Origin of the sequence: Streptomyces sp. Y20 (assembly GCF_043195475.1) — a bacterium.
Taxonomy (GTDB): Bacteria; Actinomycetota; Actinomycetes; order Streptomycetales; family Streptomycetaceae; genus Streptomyces.
In genome coordinates this window covers 316,700-340,121 of record NZ_JBIDDP010000009.1, presented here as the reverse complement: position 1 = coordinate 340,121, position 23,422 = coordinate 316,700, and the positions used below count along the sequence as shown (strand labels likewise).

Genomic DNA, 23,422 nt, shown 5'->3' with positions numbered 1-23,422 from the left:
GCCGGCCGGCGGGGCTGCGTGGCCGGGCCGTCTCAGCCGGCCATGCCGTGGCGTACGGCCCACAGCGCGGCCTGGGTGCGGTCGGCGAGGTCGAGCTTCATGAGGATGTTGGAGACGTGTGTCTTGACGGTCTTCTCGGACAGGACGAGGGCGCGGGCTATCTCGCGGTTGGAGCGGCCGTCCGCGATCAGGCCGAGCACCTCGCGCTCCCGTTCGGTCAGCGTGCCGCCCCTGCCGTGACCGGTGCCGGTCTCCTCCTGCGAGAGCAGGGCACCGGCGACCTCCGGCTGGAGCAGGATGTGTCCGGCGTGCACGGAGCGGATGGCGCCGGCGAGGGCGTCGGGGTCCACGTCCTTGTATACGTACCCGGCGGCGCCCGCGCGCAGCGCCGGGACGACCGTGCGCTGCTCGGTGAAGCTGGTGACGATGAGCACGCGCGCGGGGTTGCCGAGTTCACGCAGCCGGCGCAGGGCGTCGATGCCGTCCGTGCCCGGCATCTTGACGTCCATCAGCACGATGTCGGGCCGCAGCTCCTCGGCGCGGGCGACTCCCTCGGCGCCGTCGGCGGCCTCGCCCACGACCTCGATGTCGTCCTGGACCTCCAGGAAGGTGCGCAGGCCCCGGCGGACGACTTGGTGGTCGTCGACGAGGAGCACCTTGATCGGTTCACCCACCGGGGACCTCCATCTCGATCGTGGTGCCCTTCCCGGGCGCCGATTCCACGGTCAGCGTGCCGCCCGCGCCGCTCGCCCGGTCCCGCATCGAGACCAGGCCGAGGTGGCGTCCGGCGCGGCGGACCGCCGTGGGGTCGAAGCCGTCGCCGTCGTCGGTGACGCGCAGGACCGCTCCGCAGCCGCTCCGCCGCACGCTGACGTCGACGTGGGCGGCGCCGGAGTGGCGCAGGGCGTTGTGCAGTGCCTCCTGGGCGACCCGGAGCAAGGCCTCCTCCTGGGCGGCGGGCAGGGCGCGGAAGCCGTTGCCGGTGAAGGTCACGCGCGCGGTGTGGGCGCGGTCGAGGACCTGGATCTGGGTACGCAGGGTGGCGACCAGGCCGTCTTCGTCCAGGGCGGCGGGCCGCAGCTCCACGACGGCGGCGCGCAGTTCGTCGGCGGCCTCGGCGGCCAGGGCGGCGACCTGGTGCAGCTCGTCCTTGGCGCGGGCGGGGTCGCGGTCGACGAGCGCGGCGGCGGCCTGGGCGGTCAGGCGCAGGGAGAAGAGTTTCTGGCTGACCGCGTCGTGCAGTTCATGGGCGAGCCGAGAGCGTTCCTCGGCGATGGTCAGTTCGCGGCTGCGCTCGTAGAGGCGGGCGTTGGTCAGGGCGATGGCGGCGTGCTGGGCGAGGATGCCGAGCAGTTCCTCGTCCTCCTCGGTGAAGCCGCATCCGCCCTCGGGCCTGGGGCTCGGGGGGTGTCCCTGCGGAGCGCACAGCTTGTTGGCGAGGAAGAGCGCGCCGATGACGTCGTCGCCGTCGCGGATGGGCAGGCCCAGGAAGTCGGCCAGGTCGGGGTGGGCGGACGGCCAGCCCTCGAAGCGGGGGTCCTCGCGCACGTCGGCGAGGCGCTCGGCCTTCGCCTCGCGGAGCATCGCGGCGAGGATGCCGTGCTGACGCGGGAGCGGGCCGATGGCGCGCCACTGCGCGTCGCTGACGCCGTCCACGACGAACTGGGCGAAGCCGCCGTGGTCGTCGGGGACGCCCAGGGCGGCGTACTGCGCGTCGAGCAGTTCACGGGCGGAGGCGACGATCGTCTTGAGGACGTCGCGCACCTCCAGGTGCCTGCTCATGGCCAGCAGCGCGGAACTGACCGCGGCGAGGCCGGACCGGGGGCCTTGGCTCATGTGCTCACGGTACCGGCGGGGTGTGACACGGCGGATCGGTCCGGTGCCGGCGGGACCCGGTCCGCTGGGCGTAGGACCTGCGGCGTAGGCCTCCGGCCCGGGGCGCGGGGCGGGCGGCCCGGGGTGTAGACCGAAGGGACCCCGGGCTCTGCGGCCCGCGTCCGAGGCGGTGCGGGGCGTGCCGTTCCTACGGTGATCGCACCGCCCGCGGGGGCGGTGGGACGAGGGGACGGTAGTCATGCCGGTAGCGATCATCACGGGCGCCTCGAAGGGGCTGGGCCGGGCGCTGGCCGGGGCGCTGGCCGCGCGGGGCTGGGATCTGGTGCTCGACGCCCGGGGCGCGGGCGCCCTGGCGGCGGCGGCTGATGCCGTCGCCGGTCACGGCACCCGGGTGCGGGTGCTGCCCGGGGACGTGACGGATGCGGGGCACCGGGCGGAGCTGGTGGCGGCGGCGCGCGGGCTGGGCGGGCTGGACCTGGTGGTGAACAACGCCGGGGTCCTGGGCGCCGAGCCGCTGGTGCCGCTCGCCGGCCAGTCGCTGGACGGCTTCCGTGCCGCTCTGGAGACCAACCTGGTGGCCCCGCTGGGGCTGGTGCAGGAGGCGCTGACGCTGCTCCGGGAGGCGCCCGCGGGTGCCGTGATCGGTGTCGGTTCGGACGCGGCGGTGGAGGCCTACCGCGCGTGGGGCGCGTACGGGGCGACGAAGGCGGGGCTGGAGCAGTTGTCCGCCGTGCTCGCGGTGGAGGAGCCGGGGCTGCGGGTGTGGTGGGTGGACCCGGGCGGGATGCGCACGGACATGCTCGCCGCGGCCGAGCCGGACGAGGACCTGTCGGGGATGCCGGCGCCGGAGGAAATCGCACCGGCCTTCCTGCGGCTGCTGGACCGGCGTCCGGCGAGTGGCCGGTACACCGCGGCCGGGCTGCGGGAGGAGCGGTGACCGCGGGGGCGGGGGTTCCCCCGGTGGGGGCGGTCCGGGCGTGGGGGAAGGTTCCCGAGGAGCTGTCCGCGCGCGTGCCGGCCGAGCTGCGGGGGCCGGGGCTCGGCCGGGACGCCGTACGGCTGCTGGTGTCGCGCGGGACGCGGGTGACGCATCACGCCTTCCGTGAGCTGCCGGAGCTGCTGCGGGCCGGGGACCTGCTGGTGGTGAACACCTCGCCGACGCTGGCCGCCGCCGTGGACGGGCGGGCCGGGGACGCGCGCGTGGTGGTGCACTTCTCCACCCGGGGGGACGATGGGCGGTGGGCGGTGGAGCTGCGGGAACCGGACGGACACGGCACCACGCGCGCGCGTGCGTCCACTGCGGCGGGTACGGAGGTGGCCCTGCCGGGCGGGGGCCGGCTGGTGCTGGAGGAGCCGCTGAGCGCGCGCGGGGAGCGGCTGTGGTGGGCGCGGGCGGCCGGGGCGGACGTACGCGAGGTGCTGTGGGAGCACGGGCGGCCCATCCGGTACTCCTACACGCGGCGGGACCAGCCGCTGTCCGCGTACCGGACGGTGTTCGCGCTGCCGTCGCCGGACGGTTCGGGCAGTGCGGAGATGCCGAGCGCGGCCCGGCCCTTCACCGCACGGCTGGTGGCGGAGCTGGTGAGCCGGGGGGTGCTGTTCGCGCCGGTCGTCCTGCACACGGGCGTGTCGTCGGCGGAGGCGCACGAGCCGCCGTATCCGGAACGGTTCGCGGTGCCGGCGGCGTCGGCCCGGCTGATCACCGCCGTACGGGCGGCGGGAGGCCGGGTGATCGCGGTCGGCACGACGGCCGTGCGGGCCGTGGAGTCGGCGGTGGGGCCGGAGGGGGAGGTGCGGGCCGCCGGGGGGTGGACAGATCTGGTGGTGACGCCCGCACGCGGGGTACGGGTGGTGGACGGGCTGCTGACCGGGCTGCACGAGCCGGAGGCCTCGCATCTGCTGATGCTGGACGCCGTCGCCGGGCGGGCGGCGGTGGACCGTGCCTACGAGGAGGCGCTGCGCGGGCGCTACCTGTGGCACGAGTTCGGCGACGTCCATCTCCTCCTCCCGCGCAAGGACCCTCACCCATAGCGTTGCGGCGGCAACCCATCGTGAGAGTGCGGGGAGCGCGGTGTGAGCCCGCACATAGGGCCTGCATCACGTACGAAGGGGCATAGGAGACGAACCGGCCCGCATGAACGGGACAGACGGCCCTGTCTGTCCTATTTTGCCCCTCCCTGATCCACTACCCAGGATCGTACGTCACACCTTTGCCTAGGGATTTTGCGCCAGCTAAGAATTGCTTTCGTCGCTCAGCGCCGCGGGTTCCGCCCGCGGCGTTCGTGCGGGGGGAGCCGATTCCTCCGGCGGACGCAGAGCGGCCTCCGCGCTATCGAAGAGGTCCATCAGCCATGCCCAAGAACATTCTCGGCCGTGCTCGCAGTCGTGCCCTGACGAAGCAGCACGGGATCGTCCTTTCCGGTGTCGCCGCGCTCGGCACCGCCGCGCTCGCCTTCTCGGCCGTCCCCAGCAGCGCCGGAACCGTCACCACCGGCGCCCCCGCCGCGACCGCGCAGGTCGCGGCCGGCACCTCCCTGAAGAACGTGAAGGGCACGGTCACCGACCAGCTCGCCGGCACGAACGTCAAGCTCGACGCATACGCGGCACAGAAGAAGGCCGTGGACGCGGCCGCCGCGAAGAAGGCGGCCGACGCCGCCGCGCAGAAGAAGGCCGCCGAAGCCGCATCGCGGAAGAAGGCCGCGCAGGCCGCCGCCGTCCGGAAGGCCGTGCAGGAGCGCGCCGCCCGTCCGGCCGCCGACCGTTCCGCCCAGCGCCCGCAGATGCAGCCGGTCGCCGCCAAGACGTACGCCGACAACCTCGACGGCTGGATCCGCCAGGCCCTGGACATCATGAGGACCAAGGGCATCCCGGGCTCCTACAACGGCCTGCACCGCAACATCCTGCGGGAGTCCTCCGGCAACCCCCAGGCCATCAACAACTGGGACGTCAACGCCGTCAACGGCATCCCGTCCAAGGGCCTGCTCCAGGTCATCCCGCCGACCTTCACCGCGTACCACGTCTCCGGCACGTCCTGGAACATCTACGACCCGGTCGCCAACATCACCGCCGCCGCCAACTACGCGGCGGACAAGTACGGCTCGATCGACAACGTCAACAGCGCGTACTGAGGGCCGGCGCGGACCTCGGTGACGGCGCCGAAGGGCGGCACCCCCACTGCGGGGGCGCCGCCCTTCGGCGTCGTACGGGCGTGCGGTTACTTGCGCATGACCTCCGGCTCGTGGCGGCGCAGGAAGCGGGCCACGAAGAAGCCGCAGGCCACACCGAGCGCGATCAGCGCGACCATGTCCAGGCCCCAGGCCGCGGCCGTGTGGTCCCACAGCGGGTCGGTGCTGCCCGGGTCGTCGGTGTTCGGGGCGATGTTGTTGAAGTCCAGCGTGGTGCCGGCCGCGGCCACCGCCCAGCGCGACGGCATCAGGTACGAGAACTCGTTGACGCCGAGCGTGCCGTGCAGCGCGAACAGGCAGCCGGTGAAGACGACCTGGATGATCGCGAACATGACGAGCAGCGGCATGGTCTTCTCGGCGGTCTTCACCAGCGAGGAGATCACCAGGCCGACCATCATCGAGGTGAAGCCCAGCGCCATGATCGGCAGGCACAGCTCCAGCAGCGTCGAGCCGCCGAGGACGAGCCCCTTCGCGGGGATCTCCCGGCTGGCGAAGCCGATGACGCCGACCATCAGGCCCTGGAGCACGGTGACGGCACCGAGCACGACCACCTTCGACATCAGGTAGGCCGAACGGGACAGGCCCGTCGCGCGCTCCCGCTCGTAGATCACCCGTTCCTTGATCAGCTCACGCACCGAGTTCGCGGCGCCCGCGAAGCACGCCCCGACGGCGAGGATCAGCAGGACGGTGGTGGCCGTGCCGTTCGGGACGTGCGTGCCGGTCCTCGGGTTGATCGCCTCGTTGACCAGCAGACCGCGGCTGTGGTCGATCAGCAGGCTGACCGCGCCGAGGACCGCCGGCAGGATCACCGTCAGGGCCAGGAAGCCCTTGTCGGAGGCGATGACCGACACATAGCGCCTTATCAGGGTCATCAGCTGGGAGCCCCAGCCCTGCGGCTTGGGCGGTCTGACGGCCTGGGGCACCGGCCCGGGTGCGGACTGCGGGGCGACCGAGTCGAGGTCCGCCGCGTACATCTGGTAGTGCTGCGAGCCCTTCCAGCGGCCCGCCCAGTCGTAGTCGCGGTAGTTCTCGAAGGCGGAGAAGACATCGGCCCAGCTGTCGTAGCCGAAGAAGTTCAGGGCCTCCTCCGGCGGACCGAAGTAGGCGACCGCGCCTCCCGGCGCCATGACCAGCAGCTTGTCGCACAGGGCCAGCTCGGCCACGGAGTGGGTGACGACGAGGACCGTGCGGCCGTCGTCGGCGAGGCCGCGCAGCAGCTGCATGACGTCACGATCCATGCCCGGGTCGAGACCGGAGGTCGGCTCGTCCAGGAAGATCAGCGACGGCTTGGTGAGCAGCTCCAGCGCCACCGACACCCGCTTGCGCTGGCCACCGGAGAGCGAGGTGACCTTCTTGTCCTTGTGGATGTCGAGCTTCAGCTCGCGCAGCACCTCGTCGATGCGGGCGTTGCGCTCCTGCGCGGTGGTGTCGGCCGGGAAGCGCAGCTTGGCCGCGTACTTCAGGGCCTTCCTGACGGTCAGCTCCTTGTGCAGGATGTCGTCCTGCGGGACCAGGCCGATGCGCTGGCGCAGCTCGGCGAACTGCTTGTACAGGTTCCGGTTGTCGTAGAGGACCTCGCCCTGATTGGCGGGCCGGTAGCCGGTGAGCGCCTTGAGCAGGGTCGACTTGCCGGAGCCGGACGGGCCGATCACCGCGACCAGCGACTTCTCGGGGACACCGAAGGAGACGTCCTTGAGGATCTGCTTGCCGCCGTCGACGGTGACGGTCAGGTGGCGCGCGGAGAAGGAGACCGCACCGGTGTCGACGAACTCCTCGAGGCGGTCGCCGACGATGCGGAACGCGGAGTGGCCGACACCGACGATGTCGGTCGGGCCGAGCAGCGCGCTGCCGCCCTTGGCGATCGGCTGGCCGTTGACGTACGTGCCGTTGTGCGAGCCGAGGTCACGGATCTCGAGGCGGCCGTCGGGTGTGGCGTGGAACTCCGCGTGGTTGCGGGAGACCTGGAGGTCGGAGACGACCAGATCGTTCTCCAAGGCACGGCCGATGCGCATCACGCGGCCGAGGGAGAACTGGTGGAACGTGGTCGGGCTGCGGTCACCGTGGACCGGCGGCGCCCCCGCGCCACCACCGGGCGCCTGCTGCGCGTACTGCTCGGCGGACCCGCCCTGCTGCTGCGGGAACGCGGGCGCCTGCTGCCACTCCTGCCCGGGAGCCTGCGGGTGCCCGGACGCCTGGTGCGGCACGGATGCCTGGTGCGCGGGCGTCTGGTGCGGGTCGGGCTGCTGGTGGGCGGGTGCCTGCTGGGACCAGCCGGGCGCGCCCGCCGCCGCGTAGGGCGCCGACTGCGGCTGCTGGGCCGGGCCGCCGGCCGGCGCCACGGCGGCGGACAGGTTCAGCCGCGGACCGTCGGTCGCGTTGCCCAGGTGCAGCGACGCGCCGGGGGCGATCTCCATGTGCTGGATCCGCCGGCCCTGCACGAACGTGCCGTTGGTGCTGCCATGGTCCTCGATGGCCCAGCCGCGGCCGTCGAAGCTGACCGTGGCGTGCCGCCAGGACACCCTGGCGTCGTCGAAGACGATGTCTCCCTGCGGATCGCGTCCGAGGGTGTAGGTCCTGGACGGATCGAGCGTCCAGGTACGTCCGTTTGTTTCGAGTACGAGTTCCGGCACTCCATGCCCCACTGAGTTGTCCCCCGAATTGCCCCCGTCGCGGGGAGTCTAGGGATGTCGAACATCGTGGGGAACTATTTCAGGCTCGGCCCCCTGACCGAAATCCGGGCCTTGCCAAGGGTGTCGGCACGCGCTTCGGCCCACCCCGATCCGTCCCCGGGCCCAGGCGGGGGCCGTTGCGGCGCTCCGGGCGGGCGGCTCGGTCCCACTCGGGGGGTGGCTCACTCCTGCGCCGGGATCACGCCACTCGGTGCGAGCCCGGCCGGTGCCCTGCCCCTTGCCCTGCCCCCTGTCACGGTCCTCGCTGCGGCCCCTGCGGCGGGAGGAGTCGTGAGTGCGCCGGCCGAACTCCCCGCCCCTGCGGGCACGGTGGTACGGAGCCTGCTCCCGGTCCTCGTCCTGATCCTGGTGCGGGTCCTGCTCCTGGGGCGCGAAGGGGCCCGCACCCGCGTCCGGGCCAGTGCCCGGGAGCACGCGGGGCGACGAGCCGCCGCCCGCGGTCACCGCCCGGAGGCCATGAAGCGGCGCGGTGATCATCGCCTGGATCTGCCGTCCCGTGCCGGCCGTGGGATCCTCGTGAGGGAAGCGGACCGGTGCCGTGCGCACAGGGCGGCGCCGGCCTTCGCGGCAAGCTGGTCGACACCGGCCCCGCACCTGTTGTTCCCTGTCCGTCAGGCGGACCTCGGCGGCAGGAGGCACGGGGTGCCGGATACGGTGGTGACACCATGAGCGCTTCGCAGATCCCCGCTTCGCAGACCCCCGATGTGCCCACCCTGCTCGTCAAGATATTCGGCAAGGACAGGCCGGGCATCACGGCCGGCCTCTTCGACACCCTTGCCGCCTACCTCGTGGACGTGGTCGACATCGAGCAGGTCGTCACCCGGGGCCGCCTGGTGCTGTGCGCGCTGGTGACGCAGCCGCCGGCCGGCCTCGAGGGTGATCTGCGGGCCACCGTGCACAGCTGGGCCGAGTCGATGAAGATGCAGGCCGAGATCCTGTCCGGGCACGGCGACAACCGCCCGCGCGGCCTCGGGCGCTCCCTGGTGACCGTCCTCGGTCATCCGCTGACCGCCGAGTCGACGGCCGCGATCGCCGCCCGGATCGCCAAGGCCGGCGGCAACATCGACCGTATCTTCCGGCTCGCCAAGTTTCCGGTGACGGCGGTGGAGTTCGCGGTGTCCGGTGTGGAGACCGAGCCGCTGCGCACGGCCCTGGTCTCCGATGCGGCGGCACTGGGTGTCGACATAGCGGTCGTCTCGGCGGGCCTGCACCGGCGGGCCCAGCGGCTGGTGGTCATGGACGTGGACTCGACCCTGATCCAGGACGAGGTCATCGAGCTGTTCGCCGCCCACGCGGGCTGCGAGGACCGGGTCGCCGAGGTGACGGCGGCGGCGATGCGCGGGGAGCTGGACTTCGAGCAGTCGCTGCACGCACGCGTGGCGCTGCTGGAGGGGCTGGACGCGTCGGTGGTGGAGAAGGTGCGCGCCGAGGTCCGGCTGACCCCGGGCGCGCGCACGCTGATCCGCACCCTGAAGCGACTCGGCTACGAGGTCGGCGTGGTCTCCGGCGGTTTCACCCAGGTCACGGACGACCTGAAGGAGCGGCTCGGGCTGGACTTCGCGCAGGCCAACACGCTGGAGATCGTCGACGGGAAGCTGACCGGCCGGGTCGTCGGCGAGATCGTGGATCGAGCGGGCAAGGCGCGGCTGCTGCGCCGGTTCGCCGCGGAGGCCGGGGTGCCGCTGTCGCAGACCGTGGCGATCGGTGACGGCGCCAACGACCTGGACATGCTGAACGCGGCGGGGCTGGGCGTGGCCTTCAACGCCAAGCCGGTGGTCCGTGAGGCCGCGCACACGGCGGTGAACTTCCCCTTCCTCGACACGGTCCTGTATCTCCTCGGCATCACCCGGGACGAGGTCGAGGCGGCCGAAACCCACGACGAGGGCTGAGCCCCGCGTTCCCGGCCGGACCCGGCCCCGGTCCGAGGCGACTCGGCACTGGTCGGACGGCACGGCCCGGGCCCGGCCGGAAACGCTTGCCCGAGGGTCCGGTGCCCGGTGCGGTGCCGGACCCTTCGGCATCCCGGCCCACCGGTGCACCGGGCCGGCCGGAGGTCGCGCGCCGGGAGTCAGCTGCCGGGGGCGGCCGGCCGGGTCACTCGGAGGGTGCCCAGTAGTCCGTGAGGGTGGCCACGCCCGGTTCCACGCTCTTCCACGGGCCGTCGACGGTCAGCAGGGCGAACCCGGCGGCGGGGAACCCCCGGCGGTTCATCCGTTCGCGGGCGTCGCCCTCGGCCGAGCCGGCCAGGATCTCGGCCAGGCCGTGCACCCCCGGGTTGTGGCCGATCAGGATCACGTTCCGCACGTCCTCCGGGATCTCGTCCAGCACGGCGATCAGCTCGCCGGGCGAGGCGTCGTAGACCCGCTCCTCGTAGACCGTCTTCGGCCGGTGCGACAGCTCGTGGACGGCGAGCTTCCAGGTCTCGCGGGTCCGGGTCGCCGTGGAGCACAGGGCCAGGTCGAAGGTGAGGCCGGTGTCGGCCAGCTTGCGTCCGGCGACCGCGGCGTCCTGACGGCCCCGCTCGGCGAGCGGGCGCTCATGGTCGGAGACATCGGGCCAGTCGGCCTTGGCGTGCCGGAAGAGGGCGATCCTGCGGGGTTCTGCGACGCTCATGGAATCCAGCTTCGCATGAAACAGGGCACCCGGCTCAGGGAGTTGACATGGGGATTCACCGCGTGAGGGGCCCGGTCAGCGGGCGAGGAGCCGCTGGGCGTGCTCCAGGAGGCGCGCCGTGGCCGGGGCGCCGCCGGCCGCGTGGGCGTCCGACGGGTTCAGTATCAGCGTCAGCAGGGCGACGAACGCCAGCGCGGGCAGGGCGAGCGCCCACCAGGGCAGCCTGGTGTCGAAGCCGCCCGGGGTCGCCGGGTGGGGCCGGGAGTGGGTGCGGAGCGGCATGATCGCCTCCGTGGGTCCTCGAGCGGGTCCGTCACCGCCGGGTGCGGTCACCTCTCGAAGCTACGGAATCCGGGGCCGCCAACCCATCCGGAACTCCACCCACTTCACCCTGACCCTGGCCCCCTAGGGGATGGGGGGCCAGCCCCACCATCCCCGCGGAGAACGGCTGAGGCATCCCCACGGGAAACGGCTGCGGCGGGACGACCGTCCGCCGGGGGCGGTGGCCGGCGGGGCGGGGCGGTCGTTCAGGGAGACGCGATGATCGCGATGATCGCGATGATCACGAAGATGGCGAAGAACGAGCCGAAGACGAGCAGCATCTTCTTCTGGCCGTTCTGCGGGTTCGGGTCGAGCACAGGCTGCATGCGCCAAGTCTCGCACCTTGTCCCCCGGATCCGGCCGCCGGGGCGCGCCCGGACGGGTCAGCGCGCCGCCTCCTCCTCCACCGTACGGTCGCGGCCCGCCAGGAAGCCCACCACCATCTGCGGCACCATGAGGCCCGCCATGAGGGCGATCGGCAGGCCCCAGCCGCCGCTCTGCTGGTAGAGCACGCCGACCAGCAGCGGGCCGGGGATCGAGATCAGGTAGCCGGTGCTCTGCGCGAACGCGGACAGCTGGGCCACGCCCGGCCCGCTGCGGGCCCGCATGCCGACCATCGTCAGTGCCAGCGGGAACGCGCAGTTGGAGACACCGAGGAGGATCGCCCAGGCCCAGGCGCCGCCGGCCGGGGCGAGGTACAGCCCGGCGTATCCGGCGAGTCCGCAGACGCCCAGGACCAGCACGATCGGCCCCTGGTGGGGCAGCCGCGCGGCGACCCGCGGGATGACGAAGGCCAGTGGCACGCCCATCACCATGGTCACGGCGAGGAGCACGCCCGCGGTGCCGGCCGGGACACCGGCGTCCCGGAAGATCTGCGGCATCCAGCCCATGGTGATGTAGGCGGCGGTGGCCTGGAGGCCGAAGAAGACGGCGAGGGCCCAGGCGGTGCGGCTGCGGGAGATCCGCAGCGGGGCGGTCCGGGCCGGTTCCGGCGCCGGCCGGCGGTGTTCCCCGGCCGGGGCCGTGCCGCGGTCCCGGACGAGCGGCAGCCAGGGCAGGACGGCGACGGCGGCGACGGCCGCCCACACGGCGAGCCCGGGCTGCCAGTGGCCGCCGAGGGCGTCGGTCAGGGGGACGGTGACCGCGGCGGCGAGGGAGGTGCCGAGGGCGAGGGCCATCGAGTACAGGCCGGTCATGGAGCCGACGCGGTCGGGGAACCAGCGCTTGACGACGACGGGCATGAGGACGTTGCTGACGGCTATGCCCATCAGGGCGAGCGCGCTGCCGGCCAGGAATCCGGCGGTGTTCCCGGCGTAGGGCCGTATGAGCAGGCCGGCGGTGATGGCGGCCATGCCCGCGCACACCACGGCGGCCGCTCCGAAGCGGCGGGCCAGGCGGGGGGCGGTGACGCCGAAGACGGCGAAGCACAGCGGGGGAACGGAGGTGAGCAGGCCGGCCACGCTGCCGCTCATGCCGAGGCCGTCGCGGACCTCCTCCAGGAGCGCGCCGAGGCTGGTGATGGCCGGGCGGAGGTTGAGCGCGGAGAGCACGATGCCGACGACGACCAGCCGGGCCGCCCACGCGCGCGGGGGCGGCCCGGGGGTCGTTCCGTGCGGGCGCGCCTCGGGGGCCGTACCGTGTTCGGTCGGTGCCATCGCCGTACGGGTGTCCGCTGTCCGGGTTTCCTCACTAGCCATGAGGCCCATCATAGAATCATGGGATGATTGGTTGTCCATCCCCGGGAGCTCCGTGCCCGGGCCCCGCGTGCGAAGGTGTGCCATGCCCTTGAGCCACCCCCGTCGTTCGGCTCTGTCCGAGCAGGTCATCGCCGAACTGCGCAAACAGATCACCTCCGGCGATTGGCCGGTCGGCTCGCGCATCCCGACGGAGCCGGAACTGGTCGAGCAGCTCGGGGTCGCCCGCAACACCGTCCGCGAGGCCGTCCGCGCGCTGGCGCACAACGGCCTGCTGGACATCCGCCAGGGCTCGGGCACGTACGTGGTGGCGACGAGCGAGCTGGCCGGGGTGATGCACCGCCGGTTCGCGGACGCCGACCCGCGGCACATCGCCGAACTGCGTTCCACGCTGGAGTCGGCCGCCGCCACGCTGGCCGCCGAGCGGCGCACCGAGAAGGACCTCAAGCAGCTGGACGCGCTCTTGGCGCGACGCGAGGAAGCCTGGCGGAGCGGGGACACCGAGGCCTTCGTGACGGCCGACGCCACGTTCCACCTGGCGGTGGTGGCCGCCTCCCACAACGACGTGATGACCGCGATGTACGCCGACCTGAGCGAGGTGATGCGGGACTGGCTGCGCGCGGACGTGGGCGCGGAGCTGACTCCCGGGACGTACATGGACCACACGCGGCTGACGGACGCGATCCGCGCGGGGGACGCGGAGTCCGCGGCCCGGGAGGCCGCGAGCTATCCGTTCCTGTGCCGTCCGGGCCGGTTCACCGCGCCTTCTGGTGGCTGACCCAGACGGTACCGACCTCCTTCCAGCACCGGCCGGTGAGCCGTACGGTCAGGGCGGGCCCGGCGTCCACCGGGGCGCTGTCGGTGTCGATGTCCCACCAGCGGGCGCACTCGATGTGCAGACGCACGCGGTCGATGTCGACGTACGGGTTGTGGCAGTAGGCCACCACGCGGGAGCCGTGCACGGCCGTACGGCAGGCGGCGCCGAACCGGCTCGGCGCGGGCGGTTTCCCGTCGCTCACGCGCGCGTGCGGCAGCGCGTCGTACGGCAGGGAGAGGACGAGGGCCAGGGCCACGGTCACCGGGGCGAGACTGCGGGACAGGCGCACAAGGGGACCTCCTCGGCCGGGCTGCGGAGGGACCTGCGGGGGACGGCGTACTCCAGGGTGCGCCGGGGTGGCGGGGGCGGCCCGGCGGGTGAGCCGAACGGGTGACGCCCCGTTCCCCGCCGTGACGGCGGGGAACGGGGCGTCGGTGAGGCCCGGTGCGGGTCAGGCGCCGATGGCGTGCAGACCGCCGTCGACGTGGATGATCTCGCCCGTGGTCTTCGGGAACCAGTCGCTCAGCAGGGCGACGACACCGCGGCCGGCCGGCTCGGGGTCATTCAGGTCCCACTCCAGCGGGGAGCGGGAGTCCCACACGGCGGCCAGGTCGCTGAAGCCCGGGATGGACTTGGCGGCCATGGAGCCGATCGGGCCCGCCGAGACGAGGTTGCAGCGGATGTTCTGCTTGCCCAGGTCGCGCGCCATGTAGCGGCTGGTGGCCTCCAGGGCGGCCTTGGCGGGGCCCATCCAGTCGTACTGCGGCCAGGCGTACTGGGCGTCGAAGGTGAGGCCGACGACCGAGCCGCCGTTCTGCATCAGCGGCAGGCAGGCCATGGTCAGCGACTTCAGGGAGAACGCCGAGACGTGCATGGCCGTGGCGACCGACTCGAACGGCGTGTTGAGGAAGTTGCCGCCGAGCGCGTCCTGCGGGGCGAAGCCGATGGAGTGGACGACGCCGTCGAGCCCGCCCAGCTCCTCGCCGACGATGTCGGCCAGGCGCGCGAGGTGCTCCTCGTTCGTCACGTCCAGCTCGATGACCTTGGCCGGCTTCGGCAGCTTCTTGGCGATGCGCTCGGTCAGCGTGGGCCGCGGGAACGCCGTCAGGATGATCTCGGCGCCCTGCTCCTGGGCGAGCTTGGCGACGTGGAAGGCGATGGAGGACTCCATCAGCACACCCGTGACCAGGATGCGCTTGCCTTCGAGAATTCCGCTCATGGTGATCAGTGACCCATTCCCAGTCCGCCGTCAACGGGAATGACGGCTCCAGTGATGTACGAGGCGTCGTCCGAGGCGAGGAACCGCACCGTCGCGGCGATCTCCTCCGGCTGCGCGTAACGGCCGAGCGGCACCTGCGAGACGATGTTCTTGCGCTGCTCGTCGGAGAGCGCCTTCGTCATGTCGGTGTCGACGAAGCCGGGCGCGACGACGTTGAAGGTGAGGTTGCGCGAGCCGAGCTCCCGGGCGAGGGAACGCGCGAAGCCGACCAGGGCGGCCTTGGAGGCGGCGTAGTTCGCCTGGCCCGCCGAGCCGAGGAGGCCGACCACGGACGAGATCAGGACGACCCGGCCCTTCTTCGCGCGCAGCATGCCGCGGTTGGCGCGCTTGACGACACGGAAGGTGCCGGTGAGGTTGGTGTCGATGACCGAGGTGAAGTCCTCCTCGGACATGCGCATCAGCAGCTGGTCCTTGGTGACGCCGGCGTTGGCGATCAGCACCTCGACCGGACCGTGCTGGTCCTCGATCTCCTTGTAGGCCTGCTCCACCTGCTCCGGATCGGTGATGTCGCACTTGACGGCCAGGCAGCCCAACTCCGTCAGGGCGGCCGGCGGCTCACCCGAGCGGTACGTGATCGCGACCTTGTCGCCTGCGTCGGCGAATGCGCGGGCGATGGCGAGGCCGATGCCCCGGTTGCCTCCGGTGACGAGAACCGAGCGGCTCAACGGATCACCCTTTCGATAGCGGTCTGATGCAGTCCGACAATCCGCCCGGACACCTGGATGACAGGCGGCTTCACCAGAAACCTATCGGTCCGGATTCCCGCGGGGACATTCGGGCACCGACAGTGGCGCGGGAGTGTCACTGTCGGGTCCCTACAGATTCGGCCGGTCCGCGACCCCCGAAGGTGTGGTCCGCCCGACCGCCCGCAGGACATGATCGGGACGACAGGCCACGACAGCAGGGAGACCTCCGTGCCTCATTCCATCGACGAAGCCTTCACGGCGCTTCCCCTACGGGCCCTCGCCGACGCCGCGCTGGCCCGCGCGCGTGCGCTGGGGGCCGAGCACGCGGACTTCCGCTTCGAGCGGGTGCGCAGCGCGTCCTGGCGGCTGCGGGACGCCAGGCCGGCCGGGACGTCGGACACCACCGACCTCGGGTACGCGGTCCGCGTGGTGCACGGCGGTACGTGGGGCTTCGCCTCCGGGGTGGACCTGACCATGGACGCCGCCGCGCGCGTCGCCTCCCAGGCGGTCGCGATGGCCAAGCTCTCGGCACAGGTGATCAGGGCGGCCGGGTCGGCGGAACGGGTCGAGCTGGCCGACGAGCCGGTGCACGCCGACCGGACGTGGATCTCGTCGTACGAGATCGACCCGTTCTCGGTGCCGGACGAGGAGAAGGCCGCGCTGCTGGCCGAGTGGAGCGGGCGGCTGCTGGCCGCGAACGGCGTCGACCATGTCGACGCCTCGCTGCTCACCGTGCACGAGAACAAGTTCTACGCCGACACCGCCGGGACCGTGACGACCCAGCAGCGGGTGCGGCTGCATCCCGAGCTGACGGCCGTGTCGGTCGACGGGTCGAGCGGCGAGTTCGACTCCATGCGCACCCTCGCACCCCCGGCGGGACGCGGCTGGGAGTATCTGACCGGCACCGGCTGGGACTGGGACGACGAGCTGGAGCGGATGCCCGGGCTGCTGGCCGAGAAGATGCGGGCGCCGAGTGTGGAGCCCGGCGTGTACGACCTGGTGGTCGACCCCTCCAACCTGTGGCTGACCATCCACGAGTCCATCGGCCACGCCACCGAGCTGGACCGCGCCCTCGGCTACGAGGCCGCCTACGCCGGCACCTCCTTCGCCACCTTCGACCAGCTCGGCAAGCTGCGGTACGGCTCCGAGCTGATGAACGTCACCGGCGACCGCACCGCCGAGCACGGCCTCGCGACCATCGGCTACGACGACGAGGGCGTCGAGGCGCAGTCCTGGGACCTGGTGAAGGACGGCACGCTGGTGGGCTACCAGCTCGACCGGCGGATCGCGCGGCTGACCGGGTTCGAGCGGTCCAACGGGTGCGCCTTCGCCGACTCGCCCGATCATGTCCCGGTACAGCGCATGGCCAACGTGTCGCTGCGGCCGGACCCGGCCGGGCTGTCCACTCAGGACCTGATCGGGGGCGTCGACCGGGGCATCTACGTGGTCGGTGACCGGTCCTGGTCGATCGACATGCAGCGGTACAACTTCCAGTTCACCGGGCAGCGCTTCTTCCGGATCGAGAACGGCCGGATCACCGGACAGCTGAAGGACGTGGCCTACCAGGCGACGACCACCGACTTCTGGGGGTCCATGGCCGCCGTGGGCGGTCCGCAGACGTACGTCCTCGGCGGTGCCTTCAACTGCGGCAAGGCCCAGCCGGGCCAGGTGGCCGCCGTGTCCCACGGCTGCCCCTCCGCCCTGTTCCGGGCAGTGAACATCCTCAACACCACGCAGGAGGCCGGACGATGAGCGCCCGCACCACCAAGCCGCACGAGATCGTCGAGCAGGCCCTGGCGCTCTCCCGCGCCGACGGCTGTGTCGTCATCGCCGACGAGCACTCCACCGCCAACCTGCGCTGGGCGGGCAACGCGCTCACCACCAACGGGGTCACCCGGGGCCGTACGCTCACCGTGATCGCGACCGTGAACGGCCGGGAGGGCACCGCCTCCGGTGTCGTGTCCCGGTCGGCGGTCACCCCCGAGGAGCTGGAGCCGCTGGTGCGGGCCGCGGAGGCCGCGGCGCGCGGTGCCGGGCCCGCCGAGGACGCGCAGCCGCTGGTCGGCGGGGCGCCGCAGTCCCCGGACTTCACGGACGCGCCCGCGGAGACCTCCTCCGCCGTGTTCGCCGGCTTCGCCCCGTCGCTCGGCGAGGCCTTCGCACGCGCGCGTGCGGGCGGCCGGGAGCTGTACGGCTTCGCCAGCCACGAGCTGGTGTCGACGTACCTCGGTACGTCCACCGGGCTGCGCCTGCGCCACGACCAGCCCAGCGGCACGCTGGAGATGAACGCCAAGTCGCCGGACCGTACGCGTTCGGCGTGGGCCGGCCGGTCCACGCGGGACTTCGAGGACGTCGACCCCGGGGCGCTGGACGCCGAGCTGGCCGTACGGCTCGGCTGGGCGGAGCGGCGGCTCGAACTGCCCGCGGGCCGGTACGAGACCCTGCTGCCGCCGACCGCGGTCGCGGATCTGCTGATCTACCAGCTGTGGTCGGCGTCGGGCCGGGACGCGGCCGAGGGGCGGACGGTGTTCTCCCGGCCCGGCGGGGGCACGCGGGTCGGCGAGAAGCTGAGCACGCTGCCGCTGACCCTGCGCAGCGACCCGGACGAGCCGGGCCTGGAGTGCTCGCCGTTCGTGGTCGCGCACTCCTCCGGCGGTGACCGCTCCGTCTTCGACAACGGGCTGCCGGCCGGCGCCACCGAGTGGATCAGCGAGGGGGTGCTGACGCGGCTGACCACCACCCGGCACAGTGCGGGCCTGACCGGGCTGCCGGTCGCCCCGGCGCTGGGGAACCTGATCCTGGACGGCGGGCGGGAGCGTTCCCTGGAGGAGATGGTCGCGGGCACCCGCGGGCCCTGCCTGCTGCTGACCTGCCTGTGGTACATCCGCGAGGTCGACCCGGCGACGCTGCTGCTGACCGGCCTGACCCGGGACGGCGTCTACCTCGTGGAGAACGGCGAGGTGACCGGGCAGGTCAACAACTTCCGGTTCAACGAGTCGCCGGTGGACCTGCTCGGGCGGGCGACGGAGGCCGGGCGGACCGAGAAGACGCTGCCGCGCGAGTGGAGCGACTGGTTCACGCGGACCGCGATGCCCGCGCTGCGCGTCCCCGATTTCAACATGAGCTCTGTCAGTCAGGGCGTATAACCTCGTAGGCGGCTGTCACCCGACTGCCCGGACATCTTCGAGGAGACACGAGAACCGTGACGGACATCGTCGACGAACTGAAGTGGCGGGGGCTCATCGCCCTCTCCACCGACGAGGACGCACTGCGCAAGGCGTTCGCGGACGGTCCCGTCACGTTCTATTGCGGCTTCGACCCGACCGCGCCCAGTCTCCACCTCGGCAACCTCGTGCAGATCCTCACGATGCGCCGCATCCAGGAGGCGGGGAACCGTCCGCTGGCGCTGGTCGGCGGGGCCACCGGTCTCATCGGCGACCCCAAGCCCACGGCCGAGCGCACGCTGAACGCGCCGGAGGTCGTGGCCGGCTGGGTGGAGCGGCTGCGCGCCCAGATCGAGCCGCTGCTCCACTTCGACGGGCCGAACGCCGCGGTGATGGTCAACAACCTGGACTGGACCCAGGGCATGTCGGCCATCGAGTTCCTGCGGGACATCGGCAAGCACTTCCGGGTCAACAAGATGATCGCCAAGGAGGCCGTCTCCCGGCGGCTCAACTCCGACGCGGGCATCAGCTACACCGAGTTCAGCTACCAGATCCTCCAGGGCATGGACTTCCTGGAGCTGTACCGGCGGCACGGCTGCACGCTCCAGACCGGTGGCAGCGACCAGTGGGGCAACCTCACCTCCGGCACGGACCTGATCCACCGGGTCGCGCCGCACGCCCAGGTGCACGCGCTGGGCACGCCGCTGATCACCAAGGCGGACGGCACCAAGTTCGGCAAGACCGAGTCCGGCACGGTGTGGCTCGACCCGGAGATGACCACGCCGTACGCGTTCTACCAGTTCTGGGTCAACGCGGACGACCGGGACGTCTCCAAGTTCCTGCGCATCTTCAGCTTCCGGTCCCGCGCCGAGATCGAGGAGCTGGAGCGGCAGACGGAGGAGCGTCCGCAGGCCCGCGCCGCGCAGCGGGCCCTCGCCGAGGAGCTGACGACGCTGGTGCACGGCGCCGGCCAGACGGCCGCGGTGATCGCCGCGTCGAAGGCGCTGTTCGGCCAGGGCGAGCTGGCGGAGCTGGACGAGCGGACGCTGGCCGCGGCGCTGTCCGAGGTGCCGCACATCCGGGTCGCCGAGCCGGCCGCGGTGGTCGACCTGTTCGCCGAGGTCGGCCTCGTGGCCAGCAAGTCCGCCGCCCGGCGGACGGTGAAGGAGGGCGGGGCCTACGTGAACAACGTGAAGGTCGCCGCCGAGGACTTCGTCCCGGGGACCGACGCGCTGCTGCACGGGCGGTGGCTGGTGCTGCGGCGGGGGAAGAAGAACCTGGCCGCTGTGGAGGTCACCGGCGGCTGAGACGCCGCAGGGGCGCGGGGTGTGGGCGAGTGTCCGTCCGGTGGCGGGCGCCGACCCACCCCGTGCCCCGTCCGCCGCGCCGGGGGCTCAGGCGCGCTGGTGCTTCCGCTTGCCCAGCGTCGCCATGTACAGGGCGTCCACCGCGGCGACGATGATGATCGCGGCCACCAGCTGGAAGGCGTGCCGGCTCCAGTCGATGCCCGGGGTCGCGGCCACGCCGAGCGCGCGGGCGACGGCGTTGCCGACGATGGCGCCGAGCACACCGCAGATGGTGGTCAGCCACAGGGGGCTGTGCTGCTTGCCCGGGATGACCGCCTTGGCGATCAGGCCCAGCACGAATCCCACGATGATCGCCCACAACCAGCCCATGGCTGCCTCCTCGTACGGCTCGACGTGAGCATTACGGTCAGTGTGGTGCCGTGCACCGTCCGGCGCATGCCGGGTTCCGCCGCACGCGGCGGCGCGGCCCGCATCGCCGCAGGTTGCGGGGGACCCGGTCTCGTGGACGGCGCGGACGCGGCGTACCGTTGACAGTGCCCCGGTCCGGTACCCCTCCGGTTCCCCGCCGGGTGTGGACGGCGGCGCGAGCCGGGGTGGTCCGAAGCGGGCGGATGGTGGAATGTGATGCGGAAGCAGCACGGCGACGACGTCCAGGTGTTCCGGATCACCGGGGCCCGGACGGGACTCGCCGAGGACGTACGGGGCCGGCAGCGGCGGTACGTGATCTCGATGTCGATCCGTACGCTCTCGGTGATCCTCGCGGTCTGCCTGTGGAACGTCGAGCGGTACGTGGCCGTCGTCGCGCTCGTGCTCGGCGCGGTCCTCCCCTACATCGCCGTGGTGATCGCCAACGCGGGCCGGGAGAGGCCGCCGTCGCTTCCGTCGACGTTCGTCACCGTGCCTGTGCGGCCGATGATCACGCCGCCGGCACCGGGCGAGGACCAACGGGCGGAGCCGTCCGGAATGCCCGGTGAACGCCCCGGTCCTGCCTGAGCACGGCGGACGCGACGGAAGCGGAATGCCGCCATGTGTCAAGCTCAAGAAAACCTCAGATCAATCCTGCTGTTCCGGTGCCGGGCGGCGGGGTGCGCGTGACATACTGCGTACGCGCTCCGCATCCCCCGTCGGAGCGACAGACCGACGCCGGGCAGCTCCCCCCGTGGCTGCTCGGCGTCGCCTTGTTCCCCCCGTTTGCGTGAGACGAACCCGTGAGTGACGAGACCCCGATCTGCTCCGCCAAGGGCTGCCGCACCGACGCCGTGTGGGTGCTGGCGTGGAACAACCCCAAGGTCCACACTCCGGAGCGCCGCAAGACGTGGCTCGCCTGCGACGAGCACCGCGAACATCTGTCGCAGTTCCTCGGTGTCCGGGGGTTCCTCAAGGACGTGGTGCCGCTCGAGGAGTGGCAGGCGTCCGAAGACGCCGGGCCGCCGGTGACGGACTGATGAAGCCCCTTTTGAACCGCTGATCGATCCGCGGACGCCGGTCGTCGCTGCCCGGTTCAGGGGGTGGCGTCCCGCGGCGGGGCGGGCGGTGGTGCGAACAGCGCCCGGACGGTTTCGGTGGCCAGGTCGCGGAGCCAGGTGTGGGCACGGTCGTCGTCGTGGCGCTGGTGCCACAGCAGGTACAGCGGGACGGCCGGCATCTGGAGCGGCAGCGGCAGGGTGATCAGACCGAGCCGGTCCCGGGCCGCGCGGGTGACCGCGTCGGGGAGGGTGAGCACCAGGTCGGTCTCGGGTGCGAGTTGCAGCGCGAAGGCCAGGGTGGGCCCGGTGGCGACGACACGGCGTTCGTGCCCGCGTGCGGTCAGGGCGTCGTCGACCGGGTCGCGCAGCCGGCCTCGTCGCGAGACGGTGAGGTGTTCGGCGGCGGCGTAGCGCTCGATGCTCAGCGGGCCCTCGGTGAGCGGGTGGCCCGGCCGGACGGCGACGACGAGCTGATCGCGGCCGACGAGGCGGTGGCGGATGTCGGGGAGCGTCGGCCGGCCGGAGCTGGATTCGAGGTCGACCTCCCCCCGTCGTAGCTCGGGAGTGTCCGTGCCGGACTCGGCGGGCAGGCGCAGCTGGACGCCGGGGGCCTGGCGGTGGACGGCCGCGATGAGAGCCGTGCCGCAGGCGGTGGTCAGCGCGTCGTGCCAGCGTACGGTGAACACCCGCTCCAGAGCCGCCAGGTCGAGGTCCTGCTGCGCGGACAGCAGTTGGTGGGCCTGCTGCACGAGGGCGTGGACCTGGGCGCGGATGGCCAGCGCGCGCGGGGTGGGCACCATGCTGCGGCCGGTGCGGACCAGGATCTGGTCACCGGTGGCCTTGCGGATGCGGCCCAGGGAGCGGCTCATCGCCGGTGCGGTGACGTGGAGGCGGGCGGCGGCGCCGGCGACACTGCCCTCTTCGAGCAGTGCGTCCAGGGCCGTGAGCAGGTTCAGGTCCACTTGCATGAAAGTAACTCTATAAGTGAAAAAGCATGCACTTGTTGTTAATCATTGGGGCCGCCTGCCTTCGAGGAGCGGGCGCGGGACAAGCCGCCCCGCAGCCGCCCGGCGAGTGGTGGGTCGTCGACCCCGCCGGGGGCAACATCATCCTTCTCGGACCAGCGCCCCACCGCTCGCACCCGCGAAGACGACCGTCACCGGCCTGCTCGGCGACCTGGGCCGGCGGCCCGCGTGGATCGAGGACCTCGGGGACATCACCACCGCCCGCGCCACCGGGGCCATGATCCTGGTCGTGCCGCACGTCCTGCGCCGGCACGGTTTCGAGCCGTTCGCCGTCTCCCCCGCCCGCTGACCCACCGGGCCGCGCCACGCCGCGGGACCGGCGATTCTTAGCCGCCGATCGCGGACATGGGCCGGTCCGGCTGTACGAACGAGGGGTCGTCCAGGCCCGCTCCGGCCTTCTTCCCCCACATCGCCAGGCGCCACACGCGGGCGATCTCCTCATCCGGCGCGCCCGAACGCAGGGCCGCGCGGAGGTCGGTCTCCTCGGTGGCGAACAGGCAGGTCCGTATCTGGCCGTCGGCGGTGAGGCGGGTGCGGTCGCAGGCCGCGCAGAACGGGCGGGTGACCGAGGCGATCACGCCCACCCGGTGCGGGCCGCCGTCCACCAGCCAGCGCTCCGCCGGTGCCGAGCCGCGCTCCTGGGCGCCCTCGGGGATGAGGTCGAAGCGGGTGCGCAAGGAGGTGAGGATGTCCCCGGCGGTGACCATGCCCTCGCGCTTCCAGCCGTGCTGGGCGTCCAGGGGCATCTGCTCGATGAAACGCAGCTCGTAGTCGTGCTCCACCGCCCAGGCGAGCAGGTCCGGGGCCTCGTCGTCGTTCAGGCCCGGCATCAGGACCGAGTTGACCTTGACGGGGGTCAGACCGGCTTCGCGGGCGGCTTCCAGTCCCTCCAGCACGTCCTTGTGGCGGTCCCGGCGGGTGAGGGTCTTGAAGACGTCCGGGCGGAGGGTGTCCAGGGAGACGTTGACCCGGTCCAGGCCCGCCGCCTTCAGCGCCGCAGCGGTGCGCCTGAGGCCGATGCCGTTGGTGGTGAGGGACATCCGGGGGCGCGGGGCGAGGGCCGCGACGCGCTCGACGATGCCGGTCAGGCCCGGGCGCAGCAGCGGCTCGCCTCCGGTGAAGCGGACCTCCTCGATGCCGAGCGTGCGGACCGCGATGTCGATGAGGCGGACGATCTCGTCATCGGTGAGCAGGTCGGGCTTGGCCAGCCACTGCAGGCCCTCCTCCGGCATGCAGTACGTGCAGCGCAGATTGCACCGGTCGGTCAGTGAGACCCTCAGATCGGTGGCCACCCGGCCGTAGGTGTCGATGAGCACGTGGGCCCCCTCCCTCTGCGGAT

24 protein-coding genes are annotated in these 23,422 nt (G+C 72.4%); 11 read left to right on the top strand and 13 right to left on the bottom strand.

The window, feature by feature from the left end; genetic code table 11:
- Positions 1–32 precede the first annotated feature (32 nt).
- A complete protein-coding gene (locus tag ACGFT1_RS24200) occupies positions 33–674 on the bottom strand; it encodes a response regulator (protein WP_373911039.1) in 642 nt (213 codons plus the stop codon).
- Positions 667–1,836 carry a GAF domain-containing sensor histidine kinase gene (locus ACGFT1_RS24195; protein ID WP_373911038.1) on the bottom strand — a complete coding sequence of 390 codons (1,170 nt, stop codon included), beginning with the start codon at positions 1,834–1,836 and terminating at the stop codon, positions 667–669. The genes ACGFT1_RS24200 and ACGFT1_RS24195 overlap by 8 nt, the downstream gene beginning before the upstream one ends.
- 238 nt (positions 1,837–2,074) lie before the next feature.
- Here ACGFT1_RS24195 and ACGFT1_RS24190 point away from each other — a divergent pair, with 238 nt between their 5' ends.
- The 3 genes from ACGFT1_RS24190 (at position 2,075) to ACGFT1_RS24180 (ending at position 4,964) form a co-directional block, all read left to right on the top strand.
- Positions 2,075–2,773: an SDR family NAD(P)-dependent oxidoreductase gene (locus ACGFT1_RS24190; RefSeq protein ID WP_373911036.1), complete on the top strand. Its 699-nt coding sequence runs from the start codon at positions 2,075–2,077 to the stop codon at positions 2,771–2,773.
- Complete coding sequence (locus ACGFT1_RS24185; RefSeq protein ID WP_373911035.1) at positions 2,770–3,867, top strand: S-adenosylmethionine:tRNA ribosyltransferase-isomerase; 1,098 nt, start codon at positions 2,770–2,772, stop codon at positions 3,865–3,867. The genes ACGFT1_RS24190 and ACGFT1_RS24185 overlap by 4 nt, the downstream gene beginning before the upstream one ends.
- A gap of 320 nt (positions 3,868–4,187) precedes the next feature.
- Positions 4,188–4,964: a transglycosylase SLT domain-containing protein gene (locus ACGFT1_RS24180; protein WP_373911034.1), complete on the top strand. Its 777-nt coding sequence runs from the start codon at positions 4,188–4,190 to the stop codon at positions 4,962–4,964.
- An 86-nt stretch (positions 4,965–5,050) separates the two neighbouring features.
- On the opposite strand, the gene ACGFT1_RS24175 is transcribed toward ACGFT1_RS24180, so the two are convergent.
- Positions 5,051–7,651, bottom strand: coding sequence for an FHA domain-containing protein (locus ACGFT1_RS24175; protein WP_373911033.1), 2,601 nt, complete (start codon positions 7,649–7,651; stop codon positions 5,051–5,053).
- Positions 7,652–8,376: 725 nt separating this feature from the next.
- Between ACGFT1_RS24175 and serB the strand changes: the two genes are divergently transcribed.
- Positions 8,377–9,600 (top strand): phosphoserine phosphatase SerB, encoded by a 1,224-nt coding sequence (gene serB, locus ACGFT1_RS24170; protein WP_373911032.1) that lies wholly within the window; start codon positions 8,377–8,379, stop codon positions 9,598–9,600.
- Between the two features lie 205 nt (positions 9,601–9,805).
- Here serB and ACGFT1_RS24165 read toward each other — a convergent pair whose 3' ends face one another.
- From ACGFT1_RS24165 to ACGFT1_RS24150, 4 genes are all read right to left on the bottom strand, one after another.
- Complete coding sequence (locus ACGFT1_RS24165) at positions 9,806–10,324, bottom strand: histidine phosphatase family protein (protein WP_373911031.1); 519 nt, start codon at positions 10,322–10,324, stop codon at positions 9,806–9,808.
- A gap of 75 nt (positions 10,325–10,399) precedes the next feature.
- Positions 10,400–10,606: a hypothetical protein gene (locus tag ACGFT1_RS24160; RefSeq protein ID WP_373911030.1), complete on the bottom strand. Its 207-nt coding sequence runs from the start codon at positions 10,604–10,606 to the stop codon at positions 10,400–10,402.
- A gap of 245 nt (positions 10,607–10,851) precedes the next feature.
- Positions 10,852–10,971, bottom strand: a complete 120-nt coding sequence (locus tag ACGFT1_RS24155; protein WP_276209447.1) for an SGM_5486 family transporter-associated protein — start codon at positions 10,969–10,971, stop codon at positions 10,852–10,854.
- Between the two features lie 57 nt (positions 10,972–11,028).
- The gene (locus ACGFT1_RS24150; RefSeq protein ID WP_373911057.1) at positions 11,029–12,300 is read right to left on the bottom strand and encodes a CynX/NimT family MFS transporter; all 1,272 of its coding nucleotides are present in this window, start codon (positions 12,298–12,300) and stop codon (positions 11,029–11,031) included.
- A 124-nt stretch (positions 12,301–12,424) separates the two neighbouring features.
- On the opposite strand from ACGFT1_RS24150, the gene ACGFT1_RS24145 reads away from it, so the two are divergent.
- The gene (locus tag ACGFT1_RS24145) at positions 12,425–13,117 is read left to right on the top strand and encodes a FadR/GntR family transcriptional regulator (protein WP_373911029.1); all 693 of its coding nucleotides are present in this window, start codon (positions 12,425–12,427) and stop codon (positions 13,115–13,117) included.
- On the opposite strand, the gene ACGFT1_RS24140 is transcribed toward ACGFT1_RS24145, so the two are convergent.
- The 3 genes from ACGFT1_RS24140 to fabG all read right to left on the bottom strand — a co-directional run bounded on the left by ACGFT1_RS24140 (position 13,095) and on the right by fabG (position 15,100).
- Complete coding sequence (locus ACGFT1_RS24140; protein ID WP_373911028.1) at positions 13,095–13,445, bottom strand: hypothetical protein; 351 nt, start codon at positions 13,443–13,445, stop codon at positions 13,095–13,097. The genes ACGFT1_RS24145 and ACGFT1_RS24140 overlap by 23 nt on opposite strands.
- A 162-nt stretch (positions 13,446–13,607) precedes the next feature.
- Complete coding sequence (fabI, locus tag ACGFT1_RS24135) at positions 13,608–14,375, bottom strand: enoyl-ACP reductase FabI (RefSeq protein ID WP_373911027.1); 768 nt, start codon at positions 14,373–14,375, stop codon at positions 13,608–13,610.
- Positions 14,376–14,380: 5 nt separating this feature from the next.
- Positions 14,381–15,100: a 3-oxoacyl-[acyl-carrier-protein] reductase gene (gene fabG, locus ACGFT1_RS24130; protein WP_356823286.1), complete on the bottom strand. Its 720-nt coding sequence runs from the start codon at positions 15,098–15,100 to the stop codon at positions 14,381–14,383.
- Between the two features lie 249 nt (positions 15,101–15,349).
- Here fabG and ACGFT1_RS24125 point away from each other — a divergent pair, with 249 nt between their 5' ends.
- Genes ACGFT1_RS24125 through tyrS form a run of 3 tightly spaced genes read left to right on the top strand, consistent with a single transcriptional unit; the run spans position 15,350 to position 19,592 of the window.
- Positions 15,350–16,873 (top strand): TldD/PmbA family protein, encoded by a 1,524-nt coding sequence (locus ACGFT1_RS24125; protein ID WP_373911026.1) that lies wholly within the window; start codon positions 15,350–15,352, stop codon positions 16,871–16,873.
- Complete coding sequence (locus tag ACGFT1_RS24120; protein ID WP_373911025.1) at positions 16,870–18,267, top strand: metallopeptidase TldD-related protein; 1,398 nt, start codon at positions 16,870–16,872, stop codon at positions 18,265–18,267. The genes ACGFT1_RS24125 and ACGFT1_RS24120 overlap by 4 nt, the downstream gene beginning before the upstream one ends.
- Positions 18,268–18,323: 56 nt before the next feature.
- The gene (gene tyrS, locus ACGFT1_RS24115) at positions 18,324–19,592 is read left to right on the top strand and encodes a tyrosine--tRNA ligase (RefSeq protein ID WP_373911024.1); all 1,269 of its coding nucleotides are present in this window, start codon (positions 18,324–18,326) and stop codon (positions 19,590–19,592) included.
- Between the two features lie 87 nt (positions 19,593–19,679).
- Here the strand turns inward: tyrS and ACGFT1_RS24110 are convergent, their stop codons facing one another.
- Entirely contained in the window at positions 19,680–19,961 is a 282-nt protein-coding gene (locus tag ACGFT1_RS24110; protein WP_356823278.1) for a GlsB/YeaQ/YmgE family stress response membrane protein, read from the bottom strand.
- 255 nt (positions 19,962–20,216) lie between these two features.
- Between ACGFT1_RS24110 and ACGFT1_RS24105 the strand changes: the two genes are divergently transcribed.
- Complete coding sequence (locus ACGFT1_RS24105) at positions 20,217–20,585, top strand: DUF3099 domain-containing protein (protein ID WP_373911023.1); 369 nt, start codon at positions 20,217–20,219, stop codon at positions 20,583–20,585.
- A gap of 215 nt (positions 20,586–20,800) precedes the next feature.
- Positions 20,801–21,037 carry a hypothetical protein gene (locus ACGFT1_RS24100; RefSeq protein ID WP_373911022.1) on the top strand — a complete coding sequence of 79 codons (237 nt, stop codon included), beginning with the start codon at positions 20,801–20,803 and terminating at the stop codon, positions 21,035–21,037.
- Between the two features lie 56 nt (positions 21,038–21,093).
- On the opposite strand, the gene ACGFT1_RS24095 is transcribed toward ACGFT1_RS24100, so the two are convergent.
- Complete coding sequence (locus ACGFT1_RS24095; RefSeq protein WP_373911021.1) at positions 21,094–22,026, bottom strand: LysR family transcriptional regulator; 933 nt, start codon at positions 22,024–22,026, stop codon at positions 21,094–21,096.
- Positions 22,027–22,135: 109 nt separating this feature from the next.
- Between ACGFT1_RS24095 and ACGFT1_RS24090 the strand changes: the two genes are divergently transcribed.
- Positions 22,136–22,372, top strand: coding sequence for a hypothetical protein (locus ACGFT1_RS24090; protein ID WP_373911020.1), 237 nt, complete (start codon positions 22,136–22,138; stop codon positions 22,370–22,372).
- Positions 22,373–22,409: 37 nt separating this feature from the next.
- Here ACGFT1_RS24090 and moaA read toward each other — a convergent pair whose 3' ends face one another.
- Positions 22,410–23,399, bottom strand: coding sequence for a GTP 3',8-cyclase MoaA (gene moaA / locus ACGFT1_RS24085; RefSeq protein WP_373911019.1), 990 nt, complete (start codon positions 23,397–23,399; stop codon positions 22,410–22,412).
- Between the last annotated feature and the right edge of the window lie 23 nt (positions 23,400–23,422).